General features: G+C 73.6%; 19 protein-coding genes and 1 pseudogene. 7 read left to right on the top strand and 13 right to left on the bottom strand.

The window, feature by feature from the left end:
• Positions 1-32 precede the first annotated feature (32 nt).
• Complete coding sequence (locus EV383_RS00675) at positions 33-809, top strand: DUF2470 domain-containing protein (protein WP_130288105.1); 777 nt, start codon at positions 33-35, stop codon at positions 807-809.
• Positions 810-881: 72 nt separating this feature from the next.
• On the opposite strand, the gene EV383_RS00670 is transcribed toward EV383_RS00675, so the two are convergent.
• Positions 882-1,205 carry a DUF3817 domain-containing protein gene (locus EV383_RS00670; RefSeq protein WP_130288104.1) on the bottom strand — a complete coding sequence of 108 codons (324 nt, stop codon included), beginning with the start codon at positions 1,203-1,205 and terminating at the stop codon, positions 882-884.
• Between the two features lie 4 nt (positions 1,206-1,209).
• The gene (locus EV383_RS00665) at positions 1,210-1,701 is read right to left on the bottom strand and encodes a hypothetical protein (RefSeq protein ID WP_130288103.1); all 492 of its coding nucleotides are present in this window, start codon (positions 1,699-1,701) and stop codon (positions 1,210-1,212) included.
• Between EV383_RS00665 and EV383_RS00660 the strand changes: the two genes are divergently transcribed.
• A complete protein-coding gene (locus EV383_RS00660) occupies positions 1,700-2,530 on the top strand; it encodes a CPBP family intramembrane glutamic endopeptidase (protein ID WP_130288102.1) in 831 nt (276 codons plus the stop codon). The genes EV383_RS00665 and EV383_RS00660 overlap by 2 nt on opposite strands.
• A gap of 91 nt (positions 2,531-2,621) precedes the next feature.
• Here EV383_RS00660 and EV383_RS00655 read toward each other — a convergent pair whose 3' ends face one another.
• Positions 2,622-3,533 (bottom strand): SDR family NAD(P)-dependent oxidoreductase, encoded by a 912-nt coding sequence (locus EV383_RS00655; protein WP_130288101.1) that lies wholly within the window; start codon positions 3,531-3,533, stop codon positions 2,622-2,624.
• Between the two features lie 124 nt (positions 3,534-3,657).
• Between EV383_RS00655 and EV383_RS00650 the strand changes: the two genes are divergently transcribed.
• Positions 3,658-4,167 carry a ferritin gene (locus tag EV383_RS00650; protein ID WP_423213678.1) on the top strand — a complete coding sequence of 170 codons (510 nt, stop codon included), beginning with the start codon at positions 3,658-3,660 and terminating at the stop codon, positions 4,165-4,167.
• A gap of 61 nt (positions 4,168-4,228) precedes the next feature.
• Here EV383_RS00650 and EV383_RS00645 read toward each other — a convergent pair whose 3' ends face one another.
• Positions 4,229-5,164, bottom strand: coding sequence for a DUF5926 family protein (locus EV383_RS00645; RefSeq protein WP_130288099.1), 936 nt, complete (start codon positions 5,162-5,164; stop codon positions 4,229-4,231).
• Between the two features lie 21 nt (positions 5,165-5,185).
• Here EV383_RS00645 and EV383_RS00640 point away from each other — a divergent pair, with 21 nt between their 5' ends.
• From EV383_RS00640 to EV383_RS30960, 4 genes are all read left to right on the top strand, one after another.
• Positions 5,186-6,403, top strand: coding sequence for a cytochrome P450 (locus EV383_RS00640; protein WP_242623386.1), 1,218 nt, complete (start codon positions 5,186-5,188; stop codon positions 6,401-6,403).
• Positions 6,404-6,641: 238 nt separating this feature from the next.
• Complete coding sequence (locus EV383_RS00635) at positions 6,642-7,220, top strand: hypothetical protein (protein ID WP_130288098.1); 579 nt, start codon at positions 6,642-6,644, stop codon at positions 7,218-7,220.
• Positions 7,221-7,351: 131 nt separating this feature from the next.
• On the top strand, positions 7,352-7,792 hold the full coding sequence (locus tag EV383_RS00630; protein ID WP_130288097.1) for a hypothetical protein: 441 nt from the start codon (positions 7,352-7,354) through the stop codon (positions 7,790-7,792).
• A 10-nt stretch (positions 7,793-7,802) separates the two neighbouring features.
• A complete protein-coding gene (locus tag EV383_RS30960) occupies positions 7,803-8,744 on the top strand; it encodes a hypothetical protein (protein WP_165438184.1) in 942 nt (313 codons plus the stop codon).
• A gap of 32 nt (positions 8,745-8,776) precedes the next feature.
• On the opposite strand, the gene EV383_RS00620 is transcribed toward EV383_RS30960, so the two are convergent.
• The 9 genes and pseudogenes from EV383_RS00620 to EV383_RS00580 form a co-directional block, all read right to left on the bottom strand.
• The gene (locus EV383_RS00620; RefSeq protein ID WP_130288096.1) at positions 8,777-9,862 is read right to left on the bottom strand and encodes a DUF4328 domain-containing protein; all 1,086 of its coding nucleotides are present in this window, start codon (positions 9,860-9,862) and stop codon (positions 8,777-8,779) included.
• A 5-nt stretch (positions 9,863-9,867) separates the two neighbouring features.
• Positions 9,868-10,194: a rhodanese-like domain-containing protein gene (locus tag EV383_RS00615; protein ID WP_130288095.1), complete on the bottom strand. Its 327-nt coding sequence runs from the start codon at positions 10,192-10,194 to the stop codon at positions 9,868-9,870.
• A 367-nt stretch (positions 10,195-10,561) separates the two neighbouring features.
• Positions 10,562-12,169: pseudogene (locus EV383_RS00610) on the bottom strand (solute symporter family protein); the annotation flags it as partial.
• A complete protein-coding gene (locus EV383_RS00605) occupies positions 12,166-12,501 on the bottom strand; it encodes a DUF485 domain-containing protein (RefSeq protein ID WP_130288093.1) in 336 nt (111 codons plus the stop codon). The pseudogene EV383_RS00610 and the gene EV383_RS00605, both read right to left, overlap by 4 nt.
• A gap of 217 nt (positions 12,502-12,718) precedes the next feature.
• Complete coding sequence (locus EV383_RS00600; protein WP_242622826.1) at positions 12,719-14,467, bottom strand: sodium/solute symporter; 1,749 nt, start codon at positions 14,465-14,467, stop codon at positions 12,719-12,721.
• Positions 14,464-16,515: a hypothetical protein gene (locus tag EV383_RS31535; protein WP_207223388.1), complete on the bottom strand. Its 2,052-nt coding sequence runs from the start codon at positions 16,513-16,515 to the stop codon at positions 14,464-14,466. Before EV383_RS31535 ends, EV383_RS00600 begins: the two co-directional genes overlap by 4 nt.
• Complete coding sequence (locus EV383_RS00590; RefSeq protein WP_207223387.1) at positions 16,512-17,384, bottom strand: LytR/AlgR family response regulator transcription factor; 873 nt, start codon at positions 17,382-17,384, stop codon at positions 16,512-16,514. Before EV383_RS00590 ends, EV383_RS31535 begins: the two co-directional genes overlap by 4 nt.
• 165 nt (positions 17,385-17,549) lie before the next feature.
• Positions 17,550-18,428, bottom strand: coding sequence for a S49 family peptidase (locus tag EV383_RS00585; protein WP_165438556.1), 879 nt, complete (start codon positions 18,426-18,428; stop codon positions 17,550-17,552).
• A gap of 112 nt (positions 18,429-18,540) precedes the next feature.
• Positions 18,541-19,749: a sensor histidine kinase gene (locus EV383_RS00580; RefSeq protein WP_130288091.1), complete on the bottom strand. Its 1,209-nt coding sequence runs from the start codon at positions 19,747-19,749 to the stop codon at positions 18,541-18,543.
• Position 19,750: the final 1 nt, after the last annotated feature.

Genomic DNA, 19,750 nt, shown 5'->3' with positions numbered 1-19,750 from the left:
TAAGTAAGGGTTACCTAAATGGAGGTGAGGGAGTGGGAACTACCCGAACGCGGCGTCCTCCGGCGCCGACGGCGGCCGAGCGGGCGCGCAGCCTGGTCGCCCGTGGTGGACGTGCCGCGATCGTCGGTACCGGCGAGCCGGGCCCGATCACGCCGCTGATGCACCACGTGCACCCCGACGGCGCCACCGACCTGCTCCTCCCCGACGACTCCGTGCTCCTGGAGCGGCTGCGCGACAACGACGCCGGCGAGCTTCCCGTGATGCTCGAGCTCACCGAGCACACCCCGGTCCCGATGCCGGACCAGGTGCGTGAGCTGCTCTGGATCGTCGGCTGGCTGCACGAGCCGACACCGGCCGCGGCCCGGCACCTGGCCCTGCGCCTGGCCGAGCTGCGCCCGCACCCCCGGCTGCTCGACGTCGGGCACAACGCCACCCTGGTGCGCCTGCGCCCCGGGTCGACCGTCTACTCCGACGCCGAGTCCAGCGCCGCGACGTCGGCGGACGAGCTGGCAGCGGCCCGTCCGGACCCGTTCTGCCTGTTCGAGCACCAGTGGCTGGCGCACCTCGAGGACGCCCACCCGGAGGTGTTCACGTCGCTGATGCGGCACCTGCCCTCGACGCTGCGCCTCACCGACGGCGCGCGGGTGCGCCCGCTCGGGGTGGACCGGCTGGGCCTGCGCATCCGCGTCCAGACCCCGTCCGGGGACCACGACGTGCGGCTGGCCTGGTCCAGCGAGGCGACGACGGTCGAGGAGCTGCGCGCGCGGCTCGGGGAGCTGGTCGGCTGCCCGTTCCGAGCTGCCTCTTAGAAGCCATTCCGAAACCCTGCCCGCCGCCGGTGATTCCGACTCCCGGCGGCGTTCAGGTGTGTGCGCCCGGGATCAGGCGGTGGCGGCACCCAGGTGCTCGGCGTGCACCTTCTGCGTCACCTTGCGCTCGGCCACGAACGACGCGATCGGGATCGTGCCCGCGGCCAGGATGACCAGGGCGAACAGCGGCTTCCAGCGGGTGCGCTCGGCCAGGATCAGCGTGCACACGATGTAGATCATGTACAGGAACCCGTGGACCATGCCGATCAGTGCCACGGGGCGCGGGTCGCCGAAGAAGTACTTGGCCGGCATCGCGTAGAACGTCAGCAGCAGCAGGCCGACGCCGGTGACCCAGGCCGAGATCCGGTACGCCTTCAGCGCGGTCGCGATCGACACGGTGTCAGTGCTCCTGGTTCCTGGCGTTCAGCTTGGCCAGCTCGTCGTTGTAGGCCCGGATCTGCGGGTCCGAGAGGCGGGAGAGGTCGACCCCGGCGGGGCGGGGGCCGAACGGGGAGGGCCGGTCGGGATCCGGCTCCGGTGTCTTCTCCGGAGCCGCCGGCCGGACGGGCTCGTCCGCGGCGGACGGCTCTCCCGGGTCGCCGGCCCCGTCGCCGGTCGTGGTGCCGGCCGCCTCATCGGTCCGCATGGCGCCCTCGGCATCGCGCAGCGACCGGACCTCCATGTGCAGGAAGTGCCACCAGAAGAACGCGAAGAACAACGCGAACAGCGGCCACTGCAGGCCGTAGCCCACGTTCAGCGCGGACCCCATCGCCGAGCCGGCGCGGCCCCACTGCCAGATCGCCAGGAAGGCGCAGGTCGTCATGGCACCGAGGGTGAGCAGGTGCCAGGCGATCCACCGCGGGGACAACACCAGCCGGAGCACACGGGCCATGATACGCGGAGCGGTAACGTCGGTGCCCGTGGCAGTTCGGGACTGGCTCCTACCGGCACCGTCCGGCGTCGAGGTCGTACGGGACGCACGGGAGCGCCGCCTGATCGGGCTGGAGATCGCCGTCGTGCTGACGGTGACGCTCGGCCTCTCCGCGCTGCGCAGCGCGCTGTCGCTGGTCGAGGCCCTGCTCGCGCCCGCCCCGCTGGCGAGCCAGCAGGTGACGCTGAACGCCCCTGCCAGCACCGACACCGTCGTCGACCTGGCGTTCCAGCTCGTCCGGGTGCTGCAGCTCGTCGGGTGGGGCGCCCTGGCCGTCTACCTGCTGCTGCGCGCCGGGATCGCGCTGCGCCGGGTCGGCCTGGACCGCACCCGCCCCGGACGTGACGCGCTCGGCGCCCTCGGGCTCGCCGCCCTGATCGGCATCCCGGGCCTGGGCCTCTACCTGCTGGGCCGGGTGATCGGGATCGCACCGGACGTCGCGCCGAGCACCCTGACCGACGTCTGGTGGCGGATCCCGGTGCTCGTCGCCTCGGCCCTGGCCAACGCCTGGGCGGAGGAGATCGTGATGATCGGCTACCTGCTCACCCGCCTGCGTCAGCTCGGCTGGTCGGAGAACCGCGCGATCGGTGCGACGGCCGTCCTGCGCGGGGCCTACCACCTCTACCAGGGCGTGGGCGCGTTCTTCGGCAACGTCGTCATGGGGCTGGTGTTCGGCCGGGTGTGGCAGCGGAGCAACCGTCTCTGGCCCCTGGTCGGGGCACACGCGCTGATCGACGTCGTCGCGTTCGTCGGCTACGCGTTCCTGCCCGGGATCACCCAGGTCCGCTGACGCGCCCGCTCCGGTTCACATGGTCGACGGGGCGTCAGTGCTGTTCGATCATGCGTCGACAGCCCTGACGCCCCGTTGACCATGGCCGGGCTCAGCGCAGGATCTGGTGGCGGCTCTTGGCCATCATGTTCTCGGCGCCGGGGACGATGCCGGACTCGGTGAACAGCTCGTCGACGCGACCGGCCAGGACCGACGGGTCCCAGCGCCTGCCGTCCCCGCGGATCTCGGCGACCGACGTGAAGGGCTGGTAGATCTCCACGCTGTCGCCCTGGACGCCGAAGACCTTGCCGCTGATGTGGCTCGACTCGTCCGAGCACAGGTAGGCGACGAGCGGGGCGACGTTCTCCGGGGCGAAGAAGTCGAACTCGCCGCGCTCCAGGGCCTCGTCGCGGGCGTCGCGGAACTCCTGCGGCATGAGGTCGAGCGTCATCCGGGTGAGCGCGGTCGGGGCGATCGCGTTGGAGGTGATCCCGGCGCGGGCGCCCTCCATCGCGACGATCGTGGAGAACGCGGCGATGCCGGCCTTGGCCGCGCCGTAGTTCGTCTGGCCGAAGTTGCCGAGGATTCCCGACGTCGACGCCGTGTGCACCAGGTGCCCGGGGGTCTTCGCCTCGCGCCAGTGCCGGATCGCGGCGCGGGTCGGCAGGAAGTGCCCGCGCAGGTGCACCCGCACGACGGCGTCCCAGTCGTCCTCGGAGAGCTTGGCGACGGTGCGGTCGCGCAGGATGCCGGCGTTGTTGACCAGCGCGTCGAGGCGTCCGAACTGCTCCACCGCCGTGGCGACGAGAGAGTCCGCGGTGGCCGCCTCGGCGACGTCCCCGCTGACCGCGACGGCCGCACCGCCGGCGTCGACGATCTCCTTCGCGACGCCCTCGCCGGCGTCCGGGTCGAACTCGGCCACCACCACCGACGCGCCCTGCGCCGCGCACTCCAGTGCCTCGCCGCGACCGATACCCCGACCGGCACCGGTGACGATGACGACCTTTCCGTCCAGAAGTCCCATGCCCCGGAGCCTACGAGGCCACCGATGGCCGCGTCCGACCGTGTGATCCCACTCTTCTTGAATGGATCCAGAAAAGTTCTCCGGCTACCATCGGAGGGTGGCCGAGGAGACGAAGTTCCCCGCAATGTTGCGTGACCAGATCCGCAACGAGTTCACCGCGAGCCAGCAGTACGCGGCGGTCGCGGTCTACCTCGACGACGAAGACCTCCCGCAGCTGGCGGCGCACTTCTACGCGCAGGCCCTCGAGGAGCGCAACCACGCGATGAGCATGGTCCAGTACCTGCTCGACTCCGACCACCGCGCCGTCATCCCGGCCGTGGACGAGGTCCGCAACGAGTTCTCCAGCGTCGAGGACGTAGTGACGCTCGCGTTGTCGCAGGAGAAGACGGTCACCGAGCAGATCACGGCGCTCGCCCGGACCGCCCGCGACGAGGGCGACTACCTCGGCGAGCAGTTCATGCAGTGGTTCCTCAAGGAGCAGGTCGAGGAGGTCGCCTCGATGTCGACGCTGCTCACGGTCGTCCGCCGGGCCGGGGACAACCTGTTCCACATCGAGGACTTCGTGAACCGCGAGCTCACCAAGGCCGCGGCGCCCGACACCACCGCCCCGCCGGTCGCCGGCGGACGGGTCTGAGCCACCCCCTCACACACGAACGGCCCCGCCTCGGCGGGGCCGTTCCGCGTGTCGGGGCGGTCTAGCGGAGCGTGATCTGCTTGCCGGCGAGGACGTCGCGTGCGCGGTGCTCGTCGACGGTCAACGGGGTCGCGTCGAGACCCTCGAGGGTCTCCTCCAGGCGCGCGGCGAACGACGCGGCCGGCTCGGACCACTCCGAGGAGTGCATCTCCTGGTCGAGGTCCCAGACCGGCACCAGCAGCCCGTGCGCCCGGAACGAGCCCGCGTAGCGGCTGTCGGCCGACAGCTCCAGCTCGCCGCGCTCGGACAGGCGTGCCAGCGCCGCCATCAGCCGGTCCTCGGGCTCCGGGCGGACCCAGCGCAGGTGCGCCTTCGAGCCGGTGTCGACCCAGTACGCGGCGCGCACGCCCTTCCCCTCGACCTGCTCGGTCGGCAGGATCACCGAGTTCGCGCGCTCCAGCATCGCGGCGGCCTCGGCACCCGGCTCGCCGTCGTCGGCGAGCCACCAGGCGAAGTCCTTGTGCACCGTCAGGTCCAGGTGCGCGTCGGGGTCGAGCAGGTCCTGCAGGCGCTCGGACGACCGCAGCGAGGGCCCCACCACGGGCAGCGACGAGCCGGGCTCGGCCGACCGCGCCCAGGTCAGGGCCGCGGCCAGGTCGGCCGCCAGGTCGCCGGAGCGGGTCTGGACCTGCATGCCGAGCAGGATCTCGCCGTTGACGCGCACCAGCGCCGCGGACGCGCCCGGCAGCACCGAGGCGAGCGTCGCCGGGGCGCCGTCGCGCACCGGCAGCGGGGCGGTGGCCGACGGCAGGAACTCCCGCATCGCGACCAGGTCCGGCTCGGACGTCAGGCCCTCGAACGGACGGATGACGATCACGTCGTCGCCCGCGCCGTGGCAGGCCTTGTAGCGCTTGCCGGACCCGCACGGGCAGGGCCGGCGGGGGTTCTCCCCGTCGGTCGTGGCGGCTGCGGCTCGGGTTCGCGTCTTCTTGCCCATCGTGGTGCAAGGTAGCGGGTGGTGCATGCGTTCGATCCGGCCGACCCCGCGTTCCTGGCCGACCCCTACCCCGCCTACGCGCGGATGCGCGCCGTCGCGGCGGTGCACGAGCACCCGTCGCTCGGCCTGCCGGTGGCGGTGTCGCACGCGGCCTGCTCGGACGTCCTGCGCGACCGCGGCCTGGGCCGGATCTGGACCGACGCGGCGCCGGCCGCGGACTTCGCCGCGTTCAACCTGCTGCACCGCAACTCGCTGCTCGAACGCGAGGGCGAGCCGCACACCCGTCTGCGACGGCTGGTGGCGACGGCGTTCGGCCGCGGCCACACCGCCCGCCTCGCCCCCTGGGTGCAGCGACGCGCGGACGCTCTGGTCGACGGTCTCGTCGAGCGCATCGACGAGGGCTGCGGCGGCGGCGGCGACGACGGGGACGGGGCCGACCTGATCTCGGGCGTCGCGGAGCCGTTGCCGGTCGAGGTGATCGCCGAGCTGCTCGGCGTCCCGGAGTCCGAGCGGGGACCGCTGCGCGGCTGGTCGGACGCGATCGTGCGGATGTACGAGCCCGACCCCGGCGACGACGGCCGAGCATCGGCCGAGCGCGCGTCGGCGGAGTTCGTCGCGCAGCTGCGCGCGCTCGCCGCCCGACCCGCCGGTGGGCATGACCTCGTCTCCGACCTGCTCGCCGTCCGCGACGCCGACGGTGCACGGATCTCCGGCGACGAGCTCGTCGGCACGGCGGCGCTGCTGCTGATGGCCGGGCACGAGGCGACCGTGAACGTGATCGGCAACGGCGTCCGCGCACTGCTGGACCACCCCGACCAGTGGGCGCGTCTGGTCGCCGGCCCGGGGCTCGTCCCGGCCGCGGTGGAGGAGCTGATCCGGTTCGACGCGCCGTTGCAGCTCTTCGAGCGGACCGCGCTGCGCGACACCGAGGTGGCCGGGTTCCCCGTCGCGGCCGGGGCGAGCGTGGGCGCGCTGCTCGGGGCGGCCGCGCGGGACCCGGAGGCGTTCGCCGACCCGGACCGTCTCGACGTCGGGCGCTCCCCCAACCCGCACCTGGGGTTCGGCGCCGGGGTGCACTACTGCCTGGGCGCGCCGCTGGCCCGCGTGGAGATCGCCGCGACGCTGCACGCCCTGCGCGAACGACTGCCCGACATGGCCCTCGCCGGGACTCCGTCGCGCCGGCCGCGCTTCGTGATGCGCGGCTACCAGCGGTTACTGATCCGTCGCGCAGAGCGATAGACCTCGGGCCGGTCCACGGCAAGCGACAGAACGGCCGTACGCGCTACGGCGAAAGGCCCATCGCGTTGTTTGCAATACCCCCATACGGGTCGGGTATCACCGAGAAACGGTTCCGTGCGACCATTTTCCAGCCCGGGAGGAATTGATCTTGACGACGTTTTCCGAGGCGCTCCGGAGTATCGCCTCGCTGCCCGGTGCGCAGTATTCGTGTGTCGCCGGACAGCAGTCCGGAACGACGGTGGACGAGTACGGGGTGCGCCCGCCCGAGGCCGCTCCGGTGATCGCGTGGGGCCGGGTCGTCGCGGACTCGCCGGCGCTCCGGGGCGACCTCGAGGACCTCATGATCAGCGGGGAGCGGCACTACCACCTGCTGCGCCGGATCCGCTCCGGGGACGGCGCTGCGCTGCTGGTCTACCTCTGCCTCGACCGGGCGCGGGCGAACCTCGCCCAGGCCCGGCTGGCGCTGTCCACCCTCCGGCCGGACACTCCGGGAGCCGTTCCGCCACAGGCGCTCCCGCCCGTGCAGGAGTCGATCACCGAGCGGGCACCGGTCCTCGCGCGGCTGCCGATGCGGAACCCGGGCACCCATTCCGGACGTCCGGCGGTCGCGCTCGCCCCGGCGTCCCGCGCGGCCCCGTCCGCGCCGGTGCGGCCCGCCCCCGGGGCACCCGCCGGCGCGGTCCCGCTCCCGCGGCAGCCCGACGCCGGGGGCCCGTCACGCGACGCCGTCGAGCGGGAGCCCGCGCCGGCCGGTGGATGGTCGACCGACCTGCACACGATGCGCCGATTGCTCGACGCACTACGCCGTCTCGACTAGTCCCGCCTTTTATGCGCGAACGAGACGCACCCCACTCTGGCGCCTTTTCCATTCCGGGGATACTGTCGCCGAGCCGCGAACACTCCCCTTTCGTCGCGGTTCCGTTCCCCGGCCTGGAGGCCTTCTTCCCCATGAACAACATCGAGCATTCCCTGGACATGGCCGCGAACATCCGCGGCGCGTTCGCCGTCGCGCTGGTGGACTTCGACAGCGGCATGACCCTCGGATCCCGCGGCGGGAGCCCGGAGTTCGACCTGGACGTCGCGGCCCCCGGCAACTCCGACGTCGTGCGCACCAAGCTCGAGGTCATGCAGAAGCTGGGCCTGCGGGAGACGATCGAGGACATCCTGATCACCCTCGACACCCAGTACCACCTGATCCGGATCATCCACGGCACCGGCGAGGAGAACCTGTTCTTCTACCTGGTCCTCAACCGGGCCCAGGCGAACCTGGCCATGGCCCGGCGGGACCTGCGGGTGATCGAGCAGCAGTTCACGATGGGCAACGGCCCCAGCGTGCCGCGTCCGACCGCCGCGCAGGACCAGTCGTACTTCCCCGCCAACCAGCGCTGAGCCCGCCGTCGTGCCAGGACGTCACCGGCACGCGGTCAACGTGCGCGCCGACGGCCTGGCCACGGTGCTGGCGCCGCTGCTGACCGACACCCGGGTCCGGGCCGCGGCCCTCGTCGACGTGGACAGCGGCATGGTGCTCGACACCTGCGGCGGGTCCACCGACCCGGGCCGACCGGACCCCGAGGAGCTCGCCGTCGGGCACGCCGAGCTGATGCGGATCGCCTTCGGCCTGCTGCCCGGCCCGGGCTCCGGCGACAGCGAGATCGTCGTCGACGGCGGGAACGGTGTCGCGCACGTCGTCCGTACCGTCGCCGACCCGCACGGTGACCGGCTCGCCCTCTCCGTCGTCGTCGAGGGCTCGCCACGCGTCGTGGCCCGGATCCGGAAGAAGCTGCGCGCGGTCTCGGCGTCGGCACTGACGGCGGGGCCGTCGATGTCGCTGCGCCCGGCCGCGGACGGCTGGACCAGCGGTCCGGCCGCACCGGAGCGGTTCGTCCCCCGTACCCGTCCGGTCCGGCGACCGGCCGAGGTCGAGCCGGTGGGGACCGGACCGGACGGGGCAGGATCGGACGAGACCGGGCCCGTACCCGCCCGCGTACCCGCGATGACGGTGCTCCCGGCGCGGGACAGTCCGCCCGCCGGCCGGCCGACGGCCGGGTCGATCTGGCTGGCCGCGCCGGTCCCGTCGGAGGGGATCCCGTTCGGTCCGGCCGTCGGCGCGACGACGGCCGGACCGGTCCCGCTCCCGGCGGGGACCATCGCCGGTTTCCCGGTCCGGGCCGCGGGCACGACCGACGACCGGACCCCGGCGTCGGTGGCCGACCCGCGCCCGGGCCCGGCATCGCCGGTGAACGGGTCCGCGCCGCACGTCGACCGCCGGCCCACCCCTCCCACGGCGCTGCCGCCCGGACCGCGTCGCCCCGCACCCGAGGACGAGCAGCCCGGACGATGAGCTCCGGCCCGGCCGACCACCGCCCGGAAGGGTCAGGCCCGGGCCGGGCCGGCCACCGACACCAGCAGCTCCCGCGGACCACCCAGCGTCGGCTCGAGCAGGTCGGTGAGACGCCGCACGACGCGCGCCGTGACCACCGCGGTCACCACGGCCAGGACGTCGAGCCAGGCGTGCAGGACGACGCCGTCGGCCAGGGCCTGGGTGCCGTCACGCAGTGCCCACAACGCCGTCACCGCGCCCAGGAGGACGCAGGCGCCCCACAGCGCCCACCACACGAGCAGCTCCCGGGACGGCCGCGGGCGGTCGTCCGGCGGCAGGTCCAGGGCGGAGTGCTCGATCTCGGTCAGTACCGCGCCGGGCACGGCCAGGTTGAGGCCGGGGATCATCCACCCGAGGACGACGGCCCGGGTCGAGCGCACCGGCACCGTCCCCGAGCGCTGCGCCGCCGCGCGCATCGCCTGCAGCGTCCACGCGATGATCAGGTACCCGCTCGCCAGCACCGCCGCGAGCGACGCCCAGCCGCCGAACCAGACGAGCGAGTCCGACCAGGCGACGGCCGTCGGCGACAGCGCGTCGCTCCGGCTGATCAGCAGCAGGACATAGCGCCACACCTCGGCGACGGCGGCGATCGCCGACATCGCGGCCGCGACCCACAGCACCGGCACCAGCTGCCCGGCCAGCGCGCGGGCCAGCTGCAGCGACGTCGGCGCGTCGTCGGGACCGGCCGAGCGCCATGGACCCAGGGGCAGGCCCCAGCGCGGGATCTGCCGGTACCGGGGCGGGCCGTCGTAGCGGGCCGGTGCCGTCGCGGCCGGACGGGCGCGGACGGACTCCGGCAACAGCGCCGGGTCCGGGGTCAGCGCCACCCAGTCCAGGGCCGCGAGGTAGCGGCCGCAGTAGGGGCAGAACGGGCCGGCCCCGGCCGGCGACTGGCGCCCGCAGCGCGGGCACGGCGGCGAGGGTGCCGCATGTCCAGGCGCGGCGCCCTGCGCGAATGCGGCGTGACCCGGCTCGGCGTACGCGGTCGGCTCGCCCGCCGGGCCCTGGCCGGCCGTCGGGCCGGGAGGGGGCGGGGCGGGAGCGCTCGGGGGGCCGGGCTCGTCGGGGCCGGGGGTCACCGGCGTCAGATGATCTGCGGGGCACGGCCGTCGTCGGTGACGACGGGGCGTCCGGCGGCGGCCCAGTCCTGCATGCCGCCGTCGACGTTCACCGCGGGGATGCCCTGCTGGGTCAGGTACTGCACGACCCGGCCGGACCGGCCCCCGGAGCGGCAGACGACGTAGAGCGGGTCGTCCGCCGGGATCTCGGAGAGCCGCCCGGCCAGCTCGGACATCGGCAGATGACGTGCGCCCGGGGCGTGTCCGGCCGTCCACTCGTCGGTCTCGCGGACGTCCAGCATCGGCACGTCGGCGGGCAGCTGGGACACCGGCAGGGAGGGCACCTCGGACATGGGTGCCATCCTGCCACCTCCCCCTGTCAGCCCGCCGTGAACGCCCCGCCGGACCGGGCCCGAGACCCCGGTGCCGGCGCGAGGCCCGGACTCAGTCCCGCCAGGCGGACCGGTCGTAGAGCGACGCGTGCGGGATCGTGACCTCGTTCGGCCCGGGCGGGGGTGCCGCCCGGCGACGGGTCGCCCCCTGCTCGTCGACCGCCGACTGCGGGGCGGTCAGCCCCTCGGACGGGTCGGTCACGTCGACACGGCGGGCCCGGCCGCGGTCGCCGCGGGCCGGACGGCCGTTGTCCACCGGGCCGTAGGTCGGGATCGCACCGACCGAGCTGACCGTCACCTCGCGCGACTGCGCGGGCTTCTCGTTGGTCGCCCGGACCGCACCGGCACCGGTCAGCGAGCGGACCTCCATCTCGGCGAAGCGGGCGGCGTTGAACTTCTCCCGCCCGCCCAGGTACGTCCCGAGGACGCCGAGCAGGAACGACGCCGGGATCGACACCAGGCCGGGGTTCGACAGCGGGAACCAGGCGAAGTCCGCACCCTTGATCATCGAGCTGGGCGAGCCGGACACCGCGGGCGAGAACACGATCAGCACCACGCAGATGATCACGCCGCCGTAGATGCTGAACAGGGCTCCGGTGGTGTTGAAGCGCCGCCAGAACAGCGAGAACAGGATCGTCGGCAGGTTCGCCGAGGCGGCCACGGCGAACGCGAGCGCCACCAGGAACGCGACGTTCTGCCCGTTGGCCACGATCCCGCCACCGATCGCGACGACGCCGATCGCGACCGCCGTCGTCCGCGCGACGCGGACCTCGGAGTCCGGGGAGGCCTTCCCCCGGCGCAGCACGTTCGCGTAGACGTCGTGCGCGAACGACGCCGACGCGGTGATCGTCAGACCGGCGACCACGGCCAGGATCGTCGCGAACGCGACGGCCGCGATGATCCCGAGCAGCAGCTCGCCGCCCAGGGCGTAGGCCAGCAGCGGCGCGGCGTCGTTCTGGTTCGCCGTGGTGATGGTGCCCGGGGGCAGCAGCGCCGTGGCGCCGTAGCCGAGCACGAGCGTGAACAGGTAGAACACGCCGATCAGCCAGATCGCCCAGACCACCGAGCGGCGGGCCTCCTTGGCCGTGGGCACGGTGTAGAAGCGCATCAAAATGTGGGGCAGGCCCGCCGTCCCGAGCACCAGCGCGAGGCCGAGGGAGATGAAGTCGACCTTGCTCTTGTACTGCAGGCCCGGGTCCAGTAGCGCCTCACCGGCGGGCGAGTTCAGCGTCGCCCGGCCCATGATCTCGGAGAGGTTGAAGCCGTAGCGGCCGAGCACCCAGGCGGTGAGCACGGCGGCGCCGGTCAGCAGCAGCCCGGCCTTGATGATCTGCACCCAGGTGGTGCCCTTCATGCCGCCGACCAGCACGTAGAAGACCATGATCAGACCGACGACGACGACCACGAGCGCCTGGGAGAACCGGTCGGTCTTCGGGATCTGCAGCAGCAGCGAGATCAGTCCGCCGGCGCCGGCCATCTGCGCGATCAGGTAGAACAGCGACACCACCAGCGTCGACGTGGCGGCGGCGGCGCGCACCGGACGCTGCCGCATCCGGAACGCCAGCACGTCGCCCATCGTGAAGCGGCCGGTGTTGCGGAGCAGCTCGGCGACCAGCAGCAGCGCCATCAGCCAGCCCACGAGGAAGCCGATGGAGTAGAGGAAGCCGTCGTAGCCGTAGAGCGCGATCGCCCCGGCGATGCCGAGGAACGAGGCCGCGGACAGGAAGTCCCCGGCGATCGCGGTGCCGTTCTGCGGGCCGGTGAACGAGTGCCCGCCGGTGTAGTAGTCGGCGCGCGTGGAGTTCGTCCGGCTGACCCGGAACACGACCACGAGCGTGATCAGCACGAACACGGCGAAGATCGAGACGTTGGCGACGACGCTGCCCACGGCCTCGGGAGCGGGCGACGCCTGTCCCGGCACGGTCAGGACCCTCATCGGTGGCCCTCCTCGACGAGCTCACGCAGGCGGGTGGCCGCCGGGTCGATCTCGCGCTCGGCGAACCGCACGTAGAGCTGGGTGATCACGAACGTGCTGACGAACTGGCCCAGCCCGATCAGCAGCCCGACGTTGATGTTGCCGACGACCCGGATCGACATGAACTCGGGCGCGTAGGACGCCAGCAACACGTAGGCCAGGTACCAGACGAGGAACACGACGGTCATCGGGAACACGTACCGGCGGAGCCGACCGCGGAACTCCCGGAACTCCGGGGTGGCCTGGACCTGCTGATAGATGGTGCCGGTCGGCCGTTGGTCGACGCTGCTCATGACCGCGGTTCACCGTTCCCTTCGTCGTCTCGCCGACGGCCCTCCGGAGTCGGTTCGGGCCGGGGAAGTGCCCGGCACGGCGCGTCGGCGTGCACGAGGTTCCCTCAGGTCAACGATCTCCCGCGCACGGGGGGACGTGGGCGACACCGACGCGCGACAGATTGCCCGGGAAGGACCAATACCCCGCGTCCGGATGTCCGATTCCGGTCACGCAGAGTCAGACGCGGTCATCCAGTCGGTCGCGGCTCAGGCCGAGACGTTCCGGGGCGTGCAGGCGCAGTAGCAGCTGGCCCGCGTCCGACGGGCGGCTCGACCTGGTCATCCAGCTGACCGCGATCATGACGACGAAGGCCAGCGGCACGCTGATGATCGCGGGCCGGTACAGCAGCACCGCCCACCCGCTCTCGCCGACACGGACCACGAGGCTGACCACGACGGCCAGCGCGGACGTCACGCCACCGGCCAGCACACCGGCGATCGCCCCGGTCGCGGTCAGCCCGCGCCACCAGATGCCCAGCACCAGCAGCGGGCAGAACGTCGACGCGGCCACCGCGAACACGAGCGCGACCGCCTCGGCGAAGTTGAGCCCGGTCGGGGCCAGCGCGACGGCGACCGGCGGGACCCCGGCGAGGATCGTGGCGATCGCGAACCCGGAGATCTTCCGGCCGTGGGCGCGGCGCGGCAGCATGTCGGTCACCACGACGCTGGCCAGGCTCACCAGCAGCCCCGACGACGTCGACAGGAACGCCGCCCAGGCCCCCGCCGCGACGACCCCGCCGAGCACCGCCCCGGCGACGCCGCCGCCCAGCAGCGCGGTCGGCAGCAGCAGCACCGCGGCGTCGTTGCCGCTGACCAGCAGCTGCGGGGTGTAGTAGCGCGAGAGCACGCCCAGCAGCGTGACCAGGAAGTAGAACCCGCCCAGCATCGCGAGCACGACGACAGCACTGCGGCGCGCCGCCCGGCCGTCGGAGTTGGTGTAGAAGCGGCCGAGCACGTGCGGCAGGCCCATCGTCCCGAGGAACGTGGCGATGATCAGCGAGTAGGTGGCCAGCAGCTGGTGCGGCTCGGACCCGGAGAGCGGGCGCAGCCACGTCTCGTCGTCGGCCGGGGCGCCCTTCGTCGTCGGAACCGGGTCGCCGGTGCGGAACTGCAGGTCGGTGCCGGGGGCGACGGTGTGCTCGCTGTTCGCGGCCCAGCGGACCGGGCCGTCCACCGGGACCCCGTCGACGGTCCCGCTCGCGACGACGTCGACGGCCTCGCGGACGTCGAGGACGACGGGGGTCTTCACCGACACGCTCGTCTGGTCGCGGAACGTGGGCGGGGCGTCGCGGTCGAAGCCGTGCCCGCTGCCCAGCAGCAGGACCAGGCCGATCACCACCGGGACGGCGACGGCGGTGAGCTTGAGCCAGTACTGGAACGCCTGCACGAACGTCACCGAGCGCATCCCGCCGAGCGCGACCGTCGCCAGCACGATCACCCCGGCCGCGGCGGACCCGATCCACTGCGGCAGCCCGGTCACGATGCTGACCGTGAGACCGGCGCCCTGCAGCTGCGGCAGCAGGTAGAGCCAGCCGATGACCAGCACGAACGCGGTGCAGACCTTGCGCAGGCCGGGCGAGGCGAGCCGGGCGTCGGCGAAGTCGGGCACCGTGTAGGCCCCGGAACGGCGCAGCGGCGCCGCCACGAACAGCAGCAGCGCGAGGTACCCGGCGCAGTAGCCGACCGGGTACCAGAGCGCGTCCGCGCCGTCGACGAGGATCAGCCCGGCGATGCCGAGGAACGACGCGGCCGAGAGGTACTCGCCGGAGATCGCGCCGGCGTTGAGACGGGACGGCACCGAGCGGGACGCGACCAGGAAGTCCGACGTCAGACGCGTGCGGTGCCCGATCGAGCCGATCACCGCCGTGGCCACGGCGACGAGCACGATCGCGGTCAGCGACGCGATCGCGGTGGAGTTCAGGTTCACCTGTCCTGCACGCCTTCCGCGAAGTCCTGCTCGACGCGTTCGGCGGAGTTGACGTACCACCAGCCCAGGCCGAACAGGAACGGGTAGACACCGAACCCGAGGAGGAGCCAGGGCACGCGCAGGCCGAGGACCGCGAGCTCACCGATCGACGGGAACGCCGCGAACAGCGCGGGTAGCAGGCCGAGGCCGAGCAGCGCGACGCCGAACACCCGCACGGCCAGGGCGAGCTGGTTGTTCACCAGCCCGTTGCGCAGCGTCGTCCCGACCGAGCCGGGGTCCTGGACGTCGACGACCGGGCGCACCGACTGCGCGGTGGAGCGCCGCTCGGAGAGCACGACCCGCACGCGCCGGCCCTCCGGACCGTCCGCGGCCGCCTCCGCCGGGTCGACGGGCTCGGGGTCGGTCGGCTCGGCGGCGAAACGGCGCGGGCGCGCTCCGGTGTAGGGGTTCTCCGACGGCGTGACCTCCGGCGGCCGCACGACCTCGGGCGACCGGGTGGCGACGGCGGACCGGGACCCGGGCTCGGGCTCGTCGTCCAGGCCGGGGGCACGCCAGATGACCTCGGTGCGCTCGACCGCGGGACCGCGCAGGTCCTCGTCCGGGTCGTCGTCCTCGTCGAGGTCGTCGAGGTCGTCGTCGTAGTCCTCGAGGTCGGCGGTGGCGGGGACCCGCGCGCCGAGGTCGGTGGTGGGCGGACCGGCGAGGTCGGCCCGTGCGGCGTCCTCGGCGGAGCGGGCGAGGGGATCCGGCGTGACGGTCCGGCGACCGGCCGGGGCCCACGTCGAGGGGACGGGCCGCGTGTCGGTGTCGAGACCCGACGAGCCGTTGAGCAGGGTCGCGCGGTCGAGGGTCCAGCCGGCGCCGGGGACGCGGCGGGGCAGCCCGGACGCCCCGGTGGCCGGCGGCCACTGCTTCGGCCCGGCCGGTGCCGGGGTCGTCGCCGCAGCGGCCGCGCCCGTTGCGGTGCCGGCGGCACCGGGTGCGTCGGTACCGCGTACATCGTCGGTGCCGGGGGCGTCGGTGCCGGCCGGCACGGTGTCACCCGCGGCGGCGTGCGGGCCCGTGCCGTTCGTCGCGGCGGTCCAGGCGGCGATGACGTCCGGGGAGACGGTGCCCCGGGCCGCGGTCGCCCCGCCGGCCGTCGATCCACCGGCCGGTGATCCGTCGGCCGGTGATCCGTCGGCCGGTGATCCGTCGGCCGGTGATCCGTCGGGGCCCGAGGCCTCGGCCGGAGCCGGGCGGGGACGGGCCGCGGGGCCGGCCAGCCGGAACGCCGGTTCCGGGCCGGTGCCGTCGTCGGAGGGCGGCCACCCGTCGCCCGCGCGGGGCTCGCGCAGCCCGGCGGGCGAGTAGGGGTCGGGCATCCAGCCCGAGCGGGCGCGGAACGAGCCCGAGCGGTCCGGGACGACCCGGGGCGCACGCGTGTCCTCGTCGTCCTCGTCGTCGTCCTCGTCGGCCGCGGACGGGACGGCGGAGGACGGCGCGGGCGCCGGGGAGGCGGGCGGGGCGGCAGCGGTGGCCGGCGCGTCCGGGGTCGCGGCGGGACCGTCCGCCGGTGGCGGGGTGGGGGACGGCGCGGGGGCGGCCGGGCGTGCGTGCACCTCGGGTGCGGGGGCCGGCGTCGCCGCCGCGACCGTGTCCGGGCGCGCGTGACGTCCGGTGTCGCTGACGCCGCCCTTCTCCTCCGCGACCTTCTTCTCGGCGACCCGGCGTGCGATCTCCTGCTGGAGCCAGTCCTGCGCCGATCCGGCGGACCCGTCGACGGGATCGGCGGCGCGCCGGGAGCGGCCCGTCCTCCGCGTCGCGCCGTCGGGAGCCCCGGACACACCGGAACCCCCGGGCGTGCCGGGGGTCGCGGAGCCGTCGGACGGAGGGGGTGTGGCGGCCGCCGCATCGGCGTCGTCGTCCCCCTCGTCGGAGGAGGAGGCGACCGGGGACGGCGACGGCCGTCGGGGCCGGGGCGGGACCCCGGCGGTCGCGGCCGGCGGGTCGTCGCCCGTCCCGGCCGAGCGCACCGACGGCGGAGCGCCGTCGGTGTGCGTGCTCACCTCTGGCTCCACGCCTGCTTCGTCGCCCGGACGAGCCGGTCCTTCAGCTCACGGGTGTGCCGGCGGCTGACCGGGAGTTCGGCGGTCTCCGCGCCGGACCCGATCCGCACGACGTAGCCGGACCCGGCCAGGCGCAGCTCGGTGACCAACGGCAACGCGACCAGGAACGACCGGTGGATCCGCACGAAGCCGGCGTCGCGCCAGCGCTCCTCGAGCACCGACAGCGGGATCCGGACGAGGTGGCTGCCCTCGGTGGTGTGCAGGCGGGCGTAGTCGCCCTGGGCCTCCACGTAGCGCACGGCCGAGCGCGGGACCAGCTTCGTGGTGCCGGCCAGCTCGACCGGGATCACCTCGTCGTCACCGGCGTCGTCGCGGATCGGCTCCACGTGCCCGCCCGCGGCCCGGGAGTCGACGATCCGGTCCAGCGCGGCCGAGAGGCGTTCGGTGCGCAGCGGCTTGAGCAGGTAGTCCTTGGCGCCGATCTCGTAGGCGTCCACGGCGCGGTCGTCGTGCGCGGTCACGAACACGACGTCGGGCTTCACGGCCATCCCGGAGAGCACCCGGGCGAGCTCGAGGCCGTCCAGCCCGGGCATCCGGATGTCGAGGAACACGACGTCGACGTCGGTGTGCTCGGCGACGTGCGTGCCGGTCATCGGGTTCGCCGAGCCGGCGCTCGCCAGCGCCCCGCCGGAGCTGCTGACGTGCTGGCGGCTGTTCAGGATGCGCAGGGCCTCGTTGGACTCCCCGGCGGTGAGGACGACGTCCACCCTCGGGTCCTCCCCCAGCAGGAAGGCCATCTCCTCGAGGGCGGGCTGCTCGTCGTCCACCGCGAGCACGACCAGTCCCCGAGTGGTGTCGTTGCTGTCCACGATCTCCTCATCCTGCGTCCGGCTCCTGCACCGGGAGCGACCTCGATGTCGATGATGATCGCCCCGGTACCGCGACCATGGTGACGCGCATTCGCGCGGAGTGCCAGGGCATGACCCTGATCAGTGATCGTTCGACCACGGACCGGGTACTCCCCGACACGGTCTTCACAACCCGAAACGGGCCCAGGCGGCCCGGGTCTCGACGGCGGAGAGCGCGTCCAGCACCCATCCGCCGGGGTCGCCCGAGCCGGGCAGAGAGGCCGCCGGCCCCCCCATCCCGAGTCGCGCGAGCAGCGGCTTGCGGCTCTCCACCGGGCGCTGGTCGGCGTCCGGGAACCGCCGCGAGAGCACCTCGCGCGGGGTCCCGAGCCCGTCGATCAGTCCCAGCTCCAGCGCACGGGCGCCGGTCCAGACCTCACCGTCGAAGAGTTCGGTCCCGGTGGCGAGCTTGTTACCCCGGCGCTCGGTCACCCAGCCGGTGAACTGCTCGTGCAGCTGGTCCTGCAGGCCGCGCAGCCACGTGACGTCCTCGGGCTTCTCCGGCAGGAACGGGTCCAGGCGCGCCTTGGACCGCCCGGCGGTGTGCAGCCGTCGTTCCACACCCAGCCGTTCGATCAGGCCCTCGAGCCCGAACCCCTGGCTGATCACCCCGATGGACCCCACCAGGGAGGTCGGGTGGGCGTAGATCTCGTCCGCGGCGCAGGCGAGCCAGTAGCCGCCGGAGGCCGCCACGTCCTCGCAGAACGCCAGCACCGGCACCGAGCGCTCGGCGGCGAGTGACCGGATCCGATCGGCCACGAGCGCGGACTGGGTCGCCGACCCGCCCGGGGAGTTGATCAGCAGCGCCACCGCGGAGAGCCGCTCCGGGGCGAACGCGCGTTCCAGGACCTTGTCCATCGACGCGGAACTGATCACCGACCTCGGGACCGGCGACGGCTGGGCGCTGATCACACCGTGCAGCCGCACCATGGAGACGACGTCGGTGCCGGCGCTCTCACCCAGCCGGCCCGGCAGCCGCGCGCTCAACGCGTCCGGAATGCGCAGGACATCCATGCCACGTCACCGTACGCGGGCGCGCACCGTGACGGAGGGCGACCGGATCGGCACAGCGCCCGGCGTGACGGATCACTCGTCCGGCCCAGCGGGGCGGACGGGGTCAGGCCCGGATGCCGGCCCGGAACTTCGGCACCCGCAGCGTGATCTTCATGCCGGCGCCGAGGGCGGTGTCGACGACCAGGCCGAAGTTGTCCCCGAACGCGGAGCGCATGCGGTCGTCGACGTTGCCCAGACCGACGTGGGCCCCGGAGAGGTGGGCGTCGTCGAGGTCCTCGTTGAGCCGGGCCGGGTCCATGCCGACGCCGTCGTCCTCGACGACGATCACGCACTCGGTGCCGGCGTTCTCCGCCCGGATCGTGATCGTGCCGCCGTTCGGCTTGCCGGACAGGCCGTGCCGGACCGCGTTCTCCACCAGCGGCTGCAGCGCCAGGAACGGCAGCACGACGTTGAGCACCTCGCTGTCGATCTGCAGCGCGATGTTGAGCCGGGCGCCGAAGCGGGCCTTCTCCAGCCGGATGTAGCGCTCGATGTTGTTCAGCTCGTCGGACAGGGTCGTGTACTCCCCGGCCGAGCGGAACGAGTAGCGGGTGAAGTCCGCGAACTCGATCAGCAGCTCGCGCGCCCGGGTCGGGTCGGTGCGGATGAACGACGCGATCGTGGTCAGCGCGTTGTAGACGAAGTGCGGTGAGATCTGGGCCCGCAGCGCGCGGACCTCGGCGCGGTTGAGCCGGTCGCGGGAGTCGTCGAGCTCGGCGAGCTCGAGCTGGCTGGAGACGTACCGCGCGACCTCGGCGGTGGCGCGCAGCACCGGGGGCCCGGCCGTCGTCCCGGTCAGCGCCGCGAGCGTCCCGATGATGTTGCCGTCGCTCTCCAGCGGCACCACCACGATGCCGCGCACGACGCAGCCGGGTCGGTTGCACCGGATCGCGGTGTGCGAGCGCAGCTCCTGACGGCCGGTGGAGATCACCTTGTCGGCCAGGGCCTGCACGTCGGGCTGGTGCTGGTCGGCCTCGCCGTTCCAGGCCAGGACGGTGCTGCGGTTGTCGGTCATGGCCAGCGCGGTGGTCTCCAGCAGCTGGCGCAGGTACGGCAGCGCCTGCGACGCCGAGTGCGACGAGAGCCCCTCCCGCAGCACCGGGGCGGCCAGCGCCACCGTGTGCAGGGTGGAGAACGTGGCCCGCTCGAGTGGGGAGACGACGTTGTTGCGCTTGGTGCGGCGCCACCAGATCGAGAAGCCGAGGATCCCGATCGCCGCCAGCGCGACGACGATGACGACGGCGGCGAGTGGGGAGAGCAACACCTGGCCCACC

This window comes from Pseudonocardia sediminis (assembly GCF_004217185.1).
Lineage (GTDB): Bacteria > Actinomycetota > Actinomycetes > Mycobacteriales > Pseudonocardiaceae > Pseudonocardia > Pseudonocardia sediminis.
The sequence above is the reverse complement of the archived record's forward strand: the minus strand, read 5'-3'. Positions and strand labels throughout refer to the sequence as shown.